13 protein-coding genes are annotated in these 14037 nt (G+C 55.9%); 5 read left to right on the forward strand and 8 right to left on the reverse strand.

All coding sequences use genetic code 11. From position 1 onward, the window contains the following. The first annotated feature begins 1 nt into the window (after position 1). Entirely contained in the window at positions 2-1033 is a 1032-nt protein-coding gene (gene lipA, locus RHM59_RS20210; protein WP_322166202.1) for a lipoyl synthase, read from the forward strand. A gap of 137 nt (positions 1034-1170) precedes the next feature. Here lipA and RHM59_RS20215 read toward each other — a convergent pair whose 3' ends face one another. After that, positions 1171-2499 (reverse strand): lytic murein transglycosylase, encoded by a 1329-nt coding sequence (locus RHM59_RS20215; RefSeq protein ID WP_322166201.1) that lies wholly within the window; start codon positions 2497-2499, stop codon positions 1171-1173. Positions 2500-2814: 315 nt separating this feature from the next. Here RHM59_RS20215 and RHM59_RS20220 point away from each other — a divergent pair, with 315 nt between their 5' ends. Then, positions 2815-3240, forward strand: coding sequence for a hypothetical protein (locus RHM59_RS20220; RefSeq protein ID WP_322285264.1), 426 nt, complete (start codon positions 2815-2817; stop codon positions 3238-3240). A gap of 122 nt (positions 3241-3362) precedes the next feature. Here RHM59_RS20220 and RHM59_RS20225 read toward each other — a convergent pair whose 3' ends face one another. Then, positions 3363-4355: an IS5 family transposase gene (locus RHM59_RS20225; protein WP_322165339.1), complete on the reverse strand. Its 993-nt coding sequence runs from the start codon at positions 4353-4355 to the stop codon at positions 3363-3365. Positions 4356-4381: 26 nt separating this feature from the next. On the opposite strand from RHM59_RS20225, the gene RHM59_RS20230 reads away from it, so the two are divergent. After that, complete coding sequence (locus RHM59_RS20230) at positions 4382-4972, forward strand: hypothetical protein (RefSeq protein WP_322285265.1); 591 nt, start codon at positions 4382-4384, stop codon at positions 4970-4972. A 30-nt stretch (positions 4973-5002) separates the two neighbouring features. Here the strand turns inward: RHM59_RS20230 and arfA are convergent, their stop codons facing one another. The 4 genes from arfA to leuS all read right to left on the reverse strand — a co-directional run bounded on the left by arfA (position 5003) and on the right by leuS (position 9879). Further along, positions 5003-5158, reverse strand: coding sequence for an alternative ribosome rescue factor ArfA (gene arfA / locus RHM59_RS20235; RefSeq protein WP_322285266.1), 156 nt, complete (start codon positions 5156-5158; stop codon positions 5003-5005). A 338-nt stretch (positions 5159-5496) separates the two neighbouring features. After that, positions 5497-6534 carry a DNA polymerase III subunit delta gene (holA, locus tag RHM59_RS20240; RefSeq protein WP_322285267.1) on the reverse strand — a complete coding sequence of 346 codons (1038 nt, stop codon included), beginning with the start codon at positions 6532-6534 and terminating at the stop codon, positions 5497-5499. 42 nt (positions 6535-6576) lie between these two features. Next, positions 6577-7182, reverse strand: coding sequence for an LPS assembly lipoprotein LptE (lptE, locus tag RHM59_RS20245; protein WP_322166199.1), 606 nt, complete (start codon positions 7180-7182; stop codon positions 6577-6579). Between the two features lie 90 nt (positions 7183-7272). After that, a complete protein-coding gene (gene leuS / locus RHM59_RS20250; protein WP_322285268.1) occupies positions 7273-9879 on the reverse strand; it encodes a leucine--tRNA ligase in 2607 nt (868 codons plus the stop codon). Positions 9880-10129: 250 nt separating this feature from the next. Here leuS and RHM59_RS20255 point away from each other — a divergent pair, with 250 nt between their 5' ends. Both RHM59_RS20255 and RHM59_RS20260 read left to right on the forward strand, forming a co-directional pair. Continuing rightward, on the forward strand, positions 10130-10498 hold the full coding sequence (locus RHM59_RS20255; RefSeq protein ID WP_322166197.1) for a hypothetical protein: 369 nt from the start codon (positions 10130-10132) through the stop codon (positions 10496-10498). A 113-nt stretch (positions 10499-10611) separates the two neighbouring features. Next, entirely contained in the window at positions 10612-11379 is a 768-nt protein-coding gene (locus RHM59_RS20260; RefSeq protein ID WP_322166196.1) for a YdcF family protein, read from the forward strand. 279 nt (positions 11380-11658) lie between these two features. On the opposite strand, the gene lnt is transcribed toward RHM59_RS20260, so the two are convergent. Together lnt and RHM59_RS20270 are read right to left on the reverse strand one after the other, a co-directional pair. Beyond that, positions 11659-13173: an apolipoprotein N-acyltransferase gene (lnt, locus tag RHM59_RS20265; RefSeq protein WP_322166195.1), complete on the reverse strand. Its 1515-nt coding sequence runs from the start codon at positions 13171-13173 to the stop codon at positions 11659-11661. 17 nt (positions 13174-13190) lie between these two features. After that, positions 13191-14033: an HlyC/CorC family transporter gene (locus tag RHM59_RS20270; protein WP_322166194.1), complete on the reverse strand. Its 843-nt coding sequence runs from the start codon at positions 14031-14033 to the stop codon at positions 13191-13193. Positions 14034-14037: the final 4 nt, after the last annotated feature.

Genomic DNA, 14037 nt, shown 5'->3' on the forward strand with positions numbered 1-14037 from the left:
TATGACTACTGCGACAGAGACTGCGCAAAGCGCTGTGTTAGAACTGATCCCGACACTAAGCATTGGTGAGCGTACGGCCAAGCCTAAAGTGGAAGCCGGCGTAAAACTTCGTGGTGCGGACAAAGTTGCACGCATCCCGGTCAAAATCATTCCGACCGTCGACCTGCCGAAAAAGCCGGACTGGATTCGGGTCCGCATTGCCGTTTCCCCGGAAGTGGACCGCGTCAAACAACTGCTGCGTAAGCACAAACTTCACAGCGTCTGCGAAGAAGCGTCTTGCCCGAACCTTGGCGAGTGTTTCTCCGGGGGCACCGCAACGTTCATGATCATGGGTGACATCTGCACCCGCCGTTGCCCGTTCTGCGACGTGGGCCATGGCCGTCCGAAAGCGCTAGACGCTGACGAACCGAAAAACCTCGCCATTGCCATTGCTGACCTGGGTCTCAAGTACGTTGTGATTACCTCGGTAGACCGCGATGACCTGCGCGACGGCGGCGCCCAGCACTTTGCTGACTGCATCCGCGAAATTCGCCTGCTGTCGCCGAACGTGCAATTGGAAACCTTGGTCCCGGATTACCGGGGCCGCATGGACATCGCGTTGGAACTCACTGCTGCCGAGCCGCCAGACGTGTTCAACCACAACCTGGAAACCGTGCCGCGCTTGTACAAAGCGGCACGTCCGGGCTCGGATTTCCAGTGGTCGCTGACCCTGCTGCAGAAATTCAAGCAGTTGGTGCCTCATGTTCCGACCAAGTCCGGCTTAATGCTGGGGCTGGGTGAGACGGACGAAGAAGTCATTGAAGTCATGAAGCGCATGCGTGAGCACGATATTGACATGCTCACCCTGGGCCAGTACTTGCAGCCTTCACGCAGCCACTTGCCGGTGCAGCGTTTCGTGCACCCGGACGTGTTCGCCTGGTTTGCCGAAGAAGGCTACAAGATGGGCTTCAAGAATGTTGCTTCAGGTCCGCTGGTGCGGTCGTCGTACCATGCCGATAAGCAGGCGAAGACCGCTGTCGAAGCCATGAGCTAAGCGTTGCGAGTCAATAAAAAGGGCCGGATAGCGATATCCTGCCCTTTTTTTTGTTTTAGAAAGTCCCTTCGAATGAATTCGCTCCCGCCGGCGATATGTGGTTCCCCGTGGGAGCGAATTTATTCGCGAAGAGGCCGTTACGGCTTGCGCAAACTGTCTAACAACTGATGCGTCGGGTAGCCGTCGGCCGGCCAGCCGTACGACTGCTGCGCGCTGCGAATGGCTTTGCGTGTATTGGCCCCGATGATGCCGTCTGGAGCGCCAGCGTCGTATTGACGAGACGAGAGCAGGGTTTGCAGTTCAATGCGCTCAGAGCGGCTTAGAGGCTGATCTCCACGCGGCCAGCTGCCGAGGACGTAGCCCCCGCCGCTGAAACGTTGAGACAACAAGCCAATCGCCAGGGCATAGGACGACGAATTGTTGTACTTGAGCGTCGCACGGAAGTTATCCAGTACCAAAAACGCCGGACCTTTATAACCCGCAGGTAACAACAGCGCCGCCTGTTGCTGCGCCAAATTGGCCGGAAGTGCGCCGCCGTTTGGCAGTTTTAATCCCATGTGCTGCCACTCGGCAACGGTTTTACGGGTCGAAGCATCGGCCAGCGCGTAATCGAAGCCTTGAACCAACTGCACTTCGAAACCCCACGGCTGACCAAATTGCCAGCCTGAGCTTTGCAGGTAGCGCGCCGTCGACGCTAATGCATCGGCAGGGGTATTCCAAATGTCACGGCGGCCATCGCCATCGAAATCCACGGCATAGGCGTTATAGGTGGTGGGAATAAACTGCGTCTGACCCATTGCGCCACCCCAGGAACCCAGCATCTGGGTCGGTTGGATGTCGCCATGCTGAAGAATTTGCAGGGCCGCCAGCAATTGATCCTGCGCGAATGCACGGCGGCGACCTTCGTAGGCCAGCGTCGCCAAGGAGCGAATCACGTACTGCGAGCCTTGAAACTGGCCGAAGTTGCTTTCCATGCCCCAAATAGCTACCAGCGACTGGCGGTCGACACCGTAGCGTTGCTCAATGGCTTGCAGCACGTCGGCGTATTGCGCAAGCAAGGCCTGGCCTTTACGGGCGCGGGCTGCGGAGACCGCGCCATCGAGGTATTCCCACACCGGGCGGGTGAACTCGGGCTGGCTTCGATCGGCCTTGACCACGCTCATGTCCGGCAGCACACCCGCGAAGGCTTGATCGAAGAGGTCAGGCTTGATGCCGGCTTTTATTGCATCGACGCGAAACCCGGCTTCCCAGGCGCTGAAGCTGATAGTTGGCTGAAAATCGAAGTCTGTTGCGTCGGTCACGATACCCGGCGGGGTCGTGGGCAACGCAGCCGTAGGTGCGCTGGCAATTTGAAGAGGCCTGGCATCGGCAGCAGTAGGTTTTTCTGCGCAGGCAACTAACAGGATGAAGCTGGATACGGTCATCAGTTGGCGAAAATGCAACCGACGGGAAAAGCTAAAGGGCATGCTCAGGTCCAAGGTGTTTCAACAGACACAAACCTTATCACGCCTGCTCGAAAAAATGGGCTTGAAATACAACGATCGTACCAATGCATGTTTGTAAATATCGGGAAAGACAATTAGTAAAACTTACCGAGCAGAAGGCGTCCATAGAAAAAAATAGAAATCACTGTCATTTATGCCAGTAGACGTTCAGCCCTGCCGACGTGTAATGTAATTTAAGAAGTATATTTGTTAACTTGCACTTAGTAATGCGCGCTGATGCTTCATTACTTAGTGATGCTAGGTGCCATAGGGATCTCATGGCTGGAGCATATGGAAATGAAAATAATATTGGCTATTGTGTTGGGTTTAAGTATAGCGGCCTGCTCTATCGAAAAGCAGCGTCCTTACGGAGAGTCTGTTCCCGTAGTAGAGAGCCACGTCAAGGCGGCAGTTATGCCAATGGCCGCACCTTCGCAAGCAGGCGTTAGAAGTGGTGCAGCGGAAGCCGCGGAGTTGACTAGTCGATATCACGATACACGCGAGAATTGCGGTAAGGACTCAATGCCGGCTTTTCTATGTACGGGGATTGATTTACGAGGGACGCAAGCGTCGACACAATATGATTCCTGGAACCCTAGCCCAACCGCTGTAAAAGTGGGAGGTGTTTCATTTAGTTACTTAAGGTCGGACTATAAAATGATGAGGCTGGCGTATAACTACACTAATGGTTTTATTCTTTATCCTGTTTTAGGGAAGGTCTGAAATAAGACCTTCTTTTTCTGGCAAATCGGGCGTCAAGCGCTCCGAAAGAAAGTACTTCACTGAAATTTCGAAAATATCGGCTTTTATTGATGAATAAGCCGGTTTTAAGCACTTATTAACCCTTAATTTCCATACTGCGGACGCACCTGTCCTATAGGCTCCATCAAATGTCGGCGCGCCATCCACAGATTCGACAGTGCAAACAGTGTCACCAACTGCGCCGTGTTCTTTACCAACCCGCGAAACCGCACCTTGGTGTAACCAAACTGGCGCTTGATCACCCGAAACGGGTGCTCAACCTTGGCCCGAGTTTGCGATTTGGCGTATTCAATCTTGCGCAACGCACGGCCAATGACGCTTTTTTCTCCATGTTTGCGGCGGCTGCTGGGCCTGGCGGAGATCGACCAGATCATCTCGCGCCCCTCATGTTCAAGCCGCTTTTCTACGCCGGTGTAGCCCGCGTCGCCACAGAGATGGGTCTCTTCGCCGTGCAGCAACTGATCGACTTGAGTGACGTCCGCGACATTGGCTGCCGTGCCCACCACGCTGTGCGTCAGACCCGTATCAGCGTCTACTCCGATGTGCGCTTTCATCCCGAAAAAATATTGATTACCTTTCTTGGTCTGATGCATTTCGGGGTCGCGTTTACCCTCTTTATTCTTGGTCGACGTCGGCGCATGAATGATCGTGGCATCAACAATTGTGCCCTGACGAAGCATCAAACCTCGGTCTCCCAGGTAGCCATTAATGACCTCCAGGATTCCCCCGGCAAGATGGTTTTTCTCCAGCAGGCGACGGAAGTTGAGAATCGTGGTTTCGTCGGGAATGCGTTCCAGATTCAACCCCGCGAACTGGCGCAGAATCGTGGTCTCATAAAGAGACTCTTCCATTGCTGGATCGCTATAGCCGAACCAGTTCTGCATCAGGTGCACACGCAACATGGCCATCAAGGGATACGCCGGGCGGCCCCCTTCGCCTTTTGGATAATGCGGCTCGATCAAAGCGATCAACCCCTTCCAGGGGACGACCTTGTCCATCTCGCTCAGGAAAATCTCACGGCGGGTTCGCTTACGTTTACCGGCGTACTCGGCATCGGCGAAAGAAATTTGCTTCATGGGGGGGCAACCGCTCGGCTCATGTGATGGGGGACATTTCACCAGATTTGAAAACCTTTTTCAGAGTTTCCTTAGCTGCTCCAGCCGGAAAGATCACAATTCAAGTGCTTTGTTTTTTCCCCATAGATGGTTCATCTGACAATCGACCCGACAGAGGTTGTGGCTCCTTTCCAAACAAGCCGCACAGTCAAAGCTGCAATTTGCAGGGGGTTTATACCGGCGAGCAATGGGCCAGCCACTATAATCAATATGGCGAGCATGCTGCTGGTGGTATTGGGGGGTGCAGTTTTGACGTTCGGGATTCGTTGAATAGTGCAGCGGGTCCGAATTTTTATCAGGGCATGAGGGGTGGTCGATTGATTTCTCCGAAAGCGTTTGAAAAACCCAATGATCTGAAACATCAGGTCTGGGCTCAAAATATTCCCAGTACTTTGCCAATCGAAGCTTTTTTTTATGTCGTGCCTGCGGGTTTGGCGGGTGCTCAGTACGATCAGAAACGGTTTTATGATTTAACTCACATAGCGTTGCCAATAATCTCGATGAAGTTACCTCTAACCATTAATGATTCAGCGTCGTTTGTATTCAATCCTGGCGATCAAGTAGTGACGGGTTTATAACAGCTATGTCGCTTGGATTAATCGGCCGTATCAGGCCGCCAGAATGTAAGAAGCCTCCCAGTTTTTAGACTGGAAGGCTTCGCGGCGGTAGCTGCCTTTGCCCTTGCCAGCGGGTTCCTGGCGACTGCGGAATAATGGCTGGGCCACAATGGATTTGGCCTTGTTCGGCCGTTTTGGCTTGCTCATGGCGAGTGCTCTCTTCTGGGGGGATGTAACGATGTGAATCATCGGGCAGAGCGTGGGGTGTGTCTAATAGAAGTGTCCTATCGGATGTTTCGCGGTATTGCTGTAAGAGCCAACTTGTTGGCGAAGGTCCTTCGGACCTATCGCAGCCTTCGGCAGCTACTACAGAATGTGTGCATCGCCACATCTGTGGGACCGAATTTATTCGGGAAGGCTTCAGTCCTGACACCCTGCAACCTCAAACCATACAAAGTGCCACCCAGTTTGCTGCGCGAGACAGCGCGGAGTCGAAGACGTGGCGGACCCTCCTATAGAAATTGCAAACGAGATAATGTCTCTGGCTATTCTGCCGGCAAGCTCAACCGTTGTCCGGCCATCAACAGTGCCAGCCGAGTCAAGCTGCTCCAGGGCGAACCTGCTGCCTGGCCTTTGATCTGCGCGTCGATGCGCTGCGCATCCATCAGCAGTTGGCTCCAGCGTTGTGCGGAGTGCCGTTGCAATGCTTTGCTCATCAGCGGTTTGCGTTTGTCCCAGATGGGCGGTCGCGCTTGGCTGAACGCTTTGTCCAGTGGGATGCCCTGGCTGAACTGTAAGGCCAGATTAGCCAATACCCGAAGCTCACGAGCCAGCGCCCACAGAATCACAGGCGGCTCAATCCCTTCGCCACGCAGGCCTTCGAGCATGCGCACTGTGTGGGCCGCCTCGCCATTGAGCACCGCGTCGGTCAAACCGAAAACATCGAACCGTGCGCTGTCGGCGACGGCGCCCTGCACGGTTTCGACGGTGATCTGGCCACCCTCGGCCATCAGCTTGAGTTTTTCTATCTCCTGGGCTGCGGCGAGGAGATTGCCTTCGACCCTGGCGGCTATAAGTTCAACGGCGTCGTGGCTGGCAGACAGCCCGGCTTGTGACAAGCGCTGCCGAATCCATTGTGGAAATTGGCTCGTGTCCACGGGCCATATTTGCAGAAACTGAGTGTGTGGTCCTTCAATCAGCGCCTTACCCCATTTGGTTTTCTGCGCGCTGCCGTCGAGTTTCGGCAAGCTGATAAGCAGCAACGTGTCTTCGGGAGGGCGAGAGCAGTATTCGATGAACGCCGCAGCGCCCTTGTCGCCGGGTTTTCCCGAGGGCAATCGCAGCTCCAGCAGACGTTTTTCCGCAAACAGCGACATGCTGGCACCGGCCTGTAACAGCGTGCCCCAATCGAAATTGGCGTCCGCGCTGAAGACTTGGCGTTCGTCGAAACCTTGCTGGCGCGCGGTTGCACGGATAGCGTCCGCTGCTTCCTGGCACAGCAGCGGATCGTCGCCGCTGACAACGTACACGGGCGACAAGCTGCTCTGAAGGTGTTTAGCGAGTTGGGCGGGGATCAGTTTCATAGGTCAGGGAATGCAGGGGCCAGCGGGCTGGCCCCTGAGCACTTACTTGGTGGGTATTTCAATCGGTGACTGACGAGGCGTCTCGTTCTCGATCCGCTGTGCAGCTTCCAGAGCGTCTGCTTCGGCCTGGGCCTTGGCTTCTGCGGTCGATTGCAGTTTATCCAGTTGTGCCGGAGTCAGCAGTTGCAGACGCATGACCAGGTTCTGGACCAGTTGAGCACGCATTTCTTTACGAACTTGCGCAGCTTCCTGATCGGAACCCATCAAGTTGTTGCTGTCCTGAACGTAGATTTTCTGAACCTGTACCTTGTCTTCGAGCAACAGCAGACTGCGCGAACCGCGGATTTCGTAGTTGACGGTATCCGTCAGCTCATACTCGGCTGAACGCGACGAACCGTTGTAGCTGGCGGCGCGTGAAACTTCGCCTTCACTGACCAGAACCAGCTTGTACTCAGCGCCCTGATGCACATTGACCCCACTGTTTTTCAGCATTTGGGTCAACTGGACAACCGTTGGACCGTAGGCGTCACGGGCGCTGACATCAAGTTCCTTGATGGTCAGTTCAGTGGTGCCAGTACCACGCAGCTGGAAACCACAGGCGCTCAGCAATACGGCGAGACCCATCACCAGCAAATTGCGTTTGATCATATTGATGCTCCCCTTGAATCCGTTTGGGCCGACGTTGCGTCCCCTGGAAATGCTGTTCGACGCCCGGTCAATACCGGGCGCGTGACCCAATTAGCTTGCGACGATGTTAACCAGCTTGCCGGGGACCACGATCACTTTGCGGATCGTCAGGCCGTCGGTGAAGCGCAGCACGTTTTCATTGACTCTTGCCACGGCTTCAACCTCTTCACGGGTAGCGCTGGCGGGCATTTCAATCTGTCCGCGCAGTTTGCCGTTCACCTGAATCACCAGCACGAGGCTGTCTTGTACCAGCGCGGTCTTGTCCAGCACCGGCCAGCCGGCATCGATGATGGCATCGCTGTGACCCAACCGGCTCCACAGTTCATGGCTGATGTGCGGGGTGATGGGTGCCAGCAGCAGCGCGACAGTTTCCAGACCTTCCTGAAGCAGCGCACGGTCCTGCGGGGTTACCTGGGCAGCTTTTTCCAATACGTTCATCAGCGTCATGACTTGAGCGATGGCGGTGTTGAATTTATGGTGTTGACCGACGTCTTGGCTGGCGTTTTTGATCGCCAGGTGGATCGCACGGCGGACGGCTTTCTGTTCGTCATTCAAGCCCGCGACGTTGAGCTTGGGAGTCAGGCCCAAGGTGACGTGGGCATGGGACAGGCGCCAGACGCGACGCAGAAAGCGGTGTGAACCTTCGACGCCCGAGTCCGACCATTCCAGGCTCATGTCCGGCGGCGACGCAAACATCATGAACAGGCGGCAGGTATCAGCGCCGTATTGGTCGATCATCGATTGCGGGTCAACGCCGTTGTTCTTCGACTTGGCCATTTTCTCGATGCCGCCGATCTCGACCGGCAGACCGTCGCTGATCAATTTAGCGCCGATCACTTTGGCTTTACTGTCGCGTTCAAGCTCGACGTCGGCCGGGTTGTACCACGTCTTGCTGCCATTTGCTTCAAGGCGGTAATACGTGTCGGCGATGACCATGCCTTGAGTCAGAAGGTTCTTGAATGGCTCGTTGGAGGTGACCAGACCTTCGTCGCGCATCAGTTTGTGGAAGAAACGCGCGTAGAGCAGGTGCAGGATCGCGTGTTCGATGCCGCCGATGTATTGATCCACTGGCAGCCAGTGGTTCGCTGCTTTCGGGTCAACCATACCGCCTTCGTAGTGAGGCGAGGCGTAGCGTGCGAAGTACCACGAGGACTCGACGAAGGTGTCCATGGTGTCGGTTTCGCGCTTGGCCGGGGCGCCGCATGTAGGGCAACTGCACTCATAGAACGATGGCATGCGAGCCAGCGGTGAGCCGGCACCATCGGGAACGACGTCTTCGGGCAGCACAACCGGCAATTGGTCTTCCGGGACCGGCACGTCACCGCAGGTGTCGCAATGCACGATCGGGATCGGGCAGCCCCAATAACGCTGACGGCTGATGCCCCAATCGCGCAAGCGGAACTGCGTGCGTGACTGACCCAGTTGCTTTTTCAGCAAATCAGCTTCGATGGCATCGAACGCGGCTTGAAATTCCAGCCCGTCATAGATGCCGGAGTTGATCAGCGTGCCGTGTTCGCCATAAGCGGCCTGCCACTGCGAGAGCGTTTCGTCGCCAGCACTGGTGCGTACAACGGCCTTGATCGGAAGGTTGTACTGGGTAGCAAATTCGAAATCGCGCTCGTCGTGAGCGGGGACTGCCATCACGGCGCCGTCGCCATAATGCATCAACACGTAGTTGGCGACCCACACTGGCAACTTCTCGCCCGTCAATGGGTGCTCCACGAAAAGTGCGGTGGGCAGGCCTTTTTTCGCTTGGGTAGCGATGTCTGCTTCGGCGACGCTGCCGCTTTTGCATTCGTGAATAAAGGCTTGCAGTTCGGGGTTACCCTTTGCGGCCAGGGTCGCCAGCGGGTGTTCCGCTGCGACGGCCACGTAGGTCGCGCCCATCAAGGTGTCTGGACGGGTCGTAAATACTTTCAGCGCGCCCCCTTCACCAATGGAAGCCTGGTCGTACGGAAACTGCACTTCCATGCCACGGGATTTACCAATCCAGTTGCGTTGCATGGTTTTGACTTGCTCAGGCCAGCCTGGCAATTCATCGAGTCCCGATAACAGCTCATCTGCGTAGGCAGTGATCTTGAAGTAATACATCGGGATTTCGCGCTTTTCGATGATGGCGCCGGAACGCCAGCCGCGACCGTCGATGACTTGTTCGTTGGCCAATACGGTCTGATCAACCGGATCCCAGTTCACCGTACCGTTTTTGCGGTAGATCACGCCTTTTTGGAACAGGCGAGTGAACAGCCATTGTTCCCAGCGGTAGTAATCGGGTTTGCAGGTGGTGATTTCACGGGACCAGTCAACACCAAGACCCAAGCTGCGGAGCTGGGTTTTCATGTAGGCGATGTTTTCGTAGGTCCACTTGGCCGGAGCGACGTTGTTTTTCATCGCGGCGTTTTCTGCCGGCATCCCGAACGCATCCCAACCCATGGGTTGCAGGACGCTTTTGCCTTGCATGCGCTGATAGCGGGCGATTACGTCGCCGATGGTGTAGTTGCGCACATGGCCCATGTGCAGCTTGCCGCTGGGGTAAGGGAACATGGATAGGCAATAGAAAGTCTCTTTGCCTGGCTGTTCACTGACTTCAAAGGATTTTTGCTCGTCCCAAAATGTTTGGGCGGCGGCTTCGATTTCGCGGGGCTGATAGAGTTCGTGCATGGCTACTTTTTACTAAAGAAGTGGTGACCTCATCCTCTTCATTGCACCGCTGAGTCAGATTGTGCTCAGTCGAGCGGGAAGTGGAATTTAAGGAAGCGCCGTAGCATACATGAGCGCTCACTATCGAGGGAAACCCTGATTGCTTGTTAAGCGTTGTTGCAGGCCGTTGGTCGCTGCATCCGGCTGATTTGGACAGCAACGCTAAGCTAATCGACAGGGGAGTATGTTTTAACTTCGATGAGGTGAACGGATGGCAGAGTCGCAGCGACCCGCTGTAAAACCTGAGCTTTACGAACGCTTGATCAATCGTATTGGGCTTGCCTTGGATGTGGCGAAAACGGCAGTTCGACTTCGCCATGAAACACCTACAGAACTGGAATTGCGAGGGTTGAGCCCTGCGGAATTTGAATTGATTGAGGCTTATCTGGACAAGGGCACTTTGGATTTAAAAACAGAAGTCTTTGGGTTTAAAACTGAGGGTATGACCAAGGACGCTTGCTTTGCGAAGGCGGTTGACGGACCTGCTTCGGCGCCGAGGCGTTCAGCCAAGGTCATATGGCTCGAAGATCATAAACGCAGCAAAGCGTCAATGCGGGGCAAGTCGTTATATTTCAGATGATGCAAGATGCAAAAAAATCGCTTCACGTTATCTAAGCAGGCTGCGGTCTGCGTCAAAATTATTGTTGCTTAACGTCAATCCTTCTAGGCTTCGGGCATCTTTGGAGATGCTCGATGCCTATCCGCTATTTGATCAAACAATTATTGCTGCCTCCTGGCATCCTTCTGCTGGTGCTTTTGCTTGCCTGGTGGTTACGCCGCTCACGGCCTCGGCTGGCTGGCGCATGCTTTTTCATTGGCTTCGTCGGGTTGTGGGTCATGAGTTTACCGATTGCGGTGGAGTGGGCTGCGCGGGGTATTGAACACGATCCGCCCCTGCAACAAAGCCAATGGTCGACACTTGCCCGGCAGGCTGATGCGATTGTGGTCTTGGGCTCCGGCCGCGAACGCAAAGATCCGACGTGGGGCACCGACATCCCCACTGGCGTTGCACTGGAGCGCATGCGCTTTGCGGCGCGGTTATCCAAAGATTCAGGTTTGCCGATTTTGACCACGGGCGGGCTGCATTATGGTCAGCCGCCGAGTGAGGCGGCGATCATGGCGGATTCGTTGCAAAGCGATTTTGGCGTGACGGTGCGTTGGCAAGAAGGGCTCAGCCGAACCACTTGGGAAAACGCCACGATGACCGCTGCGATATTGCAGCCCCAAGGCATCAAGCGGGTGGTGTTAGTGACTCAAGCCTGGCACATGCAACGCGCACGATGGAGCTTCGAGAAGGCAGGATTTACCGTGGTTGCAGCGCCTGTAGGGTTCCTGGGCGTCGACAACGCCCGGCCATTCAACGGCTGGTTGCCTGAGAGCAAAGCTGTATGGCAAAGCGGGCAGTTGCTCAATGAAGCGGTGGGGTTGTTGGCGTATCCGATGTTTTATCGGTCGCTGTAGGTAGCTGTGAATTTATGTGGGAGCTGCCGCCACATCTTCGACGCCAAAAGGCTCCTGCCGTAGTACATTCTGTGGGAGCAGGCTTGCCTGCGAAGAGGCCGTCATCGCGCAGATGATGTCGACTTGAAACCTGGGTCGCCTACAATGACGCTTTCGTTGGCAAGCCAACTCCCACAGAGTAACCTCGGCAGTCCTTGCTAATTTTCTCCTGAATTCAAAAGTTATGCGGTATTTTTTGAGAGCGAACTTGTTCGCTCCCACAGAACGCAGAACCCTTGGTTACCGTTTCATCCGTCGTGCCACCAGCGCCCAGCCCACCAGCACAATCGACAGAATCGTCAACGGCCATGAACGCCAGCGCAAGTAAGGGGTGAGGTCTTGCATCGGTACCACGTCGCCGTACAGCACGCCTTTCTGGAATTGAGGAATCGTCACGACCATCTTGCCAAACGGGTTGATCAGGCCACTCACTCCGTTGTTGGTGGCGCGGATCATCCAACGACCGGCTTCAAGTGCGCGCATTTTTGCCATTTGCAAATGCTGCAATGGGCCGATTGACGTGCCGAACCAAGTGTCGTTGCTCACCGTCAGCAGTAGTTCACTTCTCGCGGCGAGGCCGGCGGCAAACTCCGGGTAAACCACTTCGTAGCAGATGAACGGTGCGATTTGATAACCCTTGGCCTGCAGTAACGCTTGGTCGCTCGGTCCACGGGCAAAGTCCGACATGGGCAGGTTGAAGAAGCTGATCAGCCCACGCAGCAGGTCTTGCAGTGGAACGTACTCACCAAACGGCACCAGCTTCTGTTTCAAGTAAGTGCCATCGCCTTCACCGACCACGGTAATGCCGTTGTAGTAACGGTACTCGCCACGGCCGCCTTGTTGGCGAATCGGTACACCGGTAATCAGCGCCGAGTTGCGATCCGCCGCGAACTTGCCGAGCATCGTCAAATAGCCTTCCGCCGACTCTTTGAGGATCGGGATCGCGGTTTCTGGCCAGACGATCAAGTCAGCACGTTTACTGGTAAAGGTCATGTCCCGGTAAAGCGCCAATTGCGCGTTGAGCTGCGCCGGGTCCCATTTCATGCTTTGTTCAACGTTGCCCTGAATCGCGGCAACGCTAAGCGGTGGGCCTGCCGGAGACGTCCATTCGTAGGTTTTAAGCGACAGACTCAGCACCCAAGGTGCGACCAACAGCAAAACGCCAATACTCAGCGCGGACTTATTCGCTCGAAGCTGTGGCAGATTGCACAGCAAAGCGGCGGTCAGGGCCAGGGTAAAGGAGATCAGCCACATGCCACCGATGGGCGCGAGCCCCGACAAAGGGCCGTCGAGTTGGCTGTAGCCGGAGTAAAGCCAAGGGAAGCCGGTCAAAAACCAGCCGCGAAACGCTTCTTGCGCCAGCCACACGCCGGCAAACGCCAAAGCGTCGGTCAGCGGTGCGTTATTGCGTCGAATCCAGCGCGCCCAGATCCAGGTCGGCAGGGCGAAGAACCAGGCAATCGCGGCGATGAAGCCCAGCATTAAAAGGCCTGCGAGCAGCACCGAAGCGCCACCGTAGGTATGAATGCTGACGTAAATCCAACTGGTGCCCGCACCGAACAGACCGAAGCCATAGCACCAGCCACGGCCCAAGGCCTGGCGGGGGCTGAGTTCACGCAAACCCAGATAGAGAACGACCAACGACACAATCGCCAGTGGCCAGACATCAAATGGAGCCAGGGCCAGGGTGGTCAGCGCGCCAGCCACCATGGCCAGCAGGTTGCCGGGCCAGCCGGGTCGGGTGATCCAGTGCATGGTATTTCCTTAGGGGCTTAGGCCCGCGAGATCGGGCTCAGGCGCAGTAAGTGAATACGACGGCTGTCGGCATTGAGAATGCGGAAACGGTACGCGCCAATTTCAGTGGTTTCGTTGCGCTTGGGCAAGTGACCAAACGCACTCATCACCAAGCCACCAACGGTGTCGAACTCGTCGTCCGAAAACTCGCTGTCGAAGAACTCGTTGAAACTGTCGATCGGGGTCAGTGCCTTGACCAGGAAGTCGCCGCTGGGCAGCGGCTTGATGTAGCTGTCTTCCTCGACGTCATGCTCGTCTTCGATATCGCCAACGATCTGCTCCAGCACGTCTTCGATGGTCACCAAACCCGCTACGCCGCCGTATTCGTCGATGACGATGGCCATGTGGTTGTGGTTGGCGCGAAATTCGCGCAGCAGCACGTTCAGACGCTTGGATTCGGGCACGAAGGTGGCCGGGCGCAGCAGGTTCTTGATGCTGTCCTTGTCACCGTCTTCCTTGAGGATCAGCGGCAGCAAATCCTTGGCCAGCAGCACGCCGAGCACATCGTCGTGGCTCTCACCAATCACCGGGTAGCGCGAGTGCGCTGAGTCGATGACGGCGGGCAGGAATTCGCGAGGGGTTTGCGTGGCCCTGATGCTGATCATCTGCGAACGCGGGACCATAATGTCCCGTACTTGCAGGTCAGCCACCTGAATGGCGCCCTCGACGATGGCCAGCGCTTCGCTGTCCAGCAACTTGTTTTGATGGGCCTCGCGCAGCAGCTCAAGCAGCTCCTGGCGGTTTTTCGGCTCGTGGGCAAAGGCCTGGGTGAGTTTCCCCAGCCATGACTTTTGCCCGTTGCTCGATCGGTCTTCGCTCATAGCC

The sequence above is a fragment of the Pseudomonas sp. MH10 genome (assembly GCF_034353045.1).
Taxonomy (GTDB): Bacteria; Pseudomonadota; Gammaproteobacteria; order Pseudomonadales; family Pseudomonadaceae; genus Aquipseudomonas.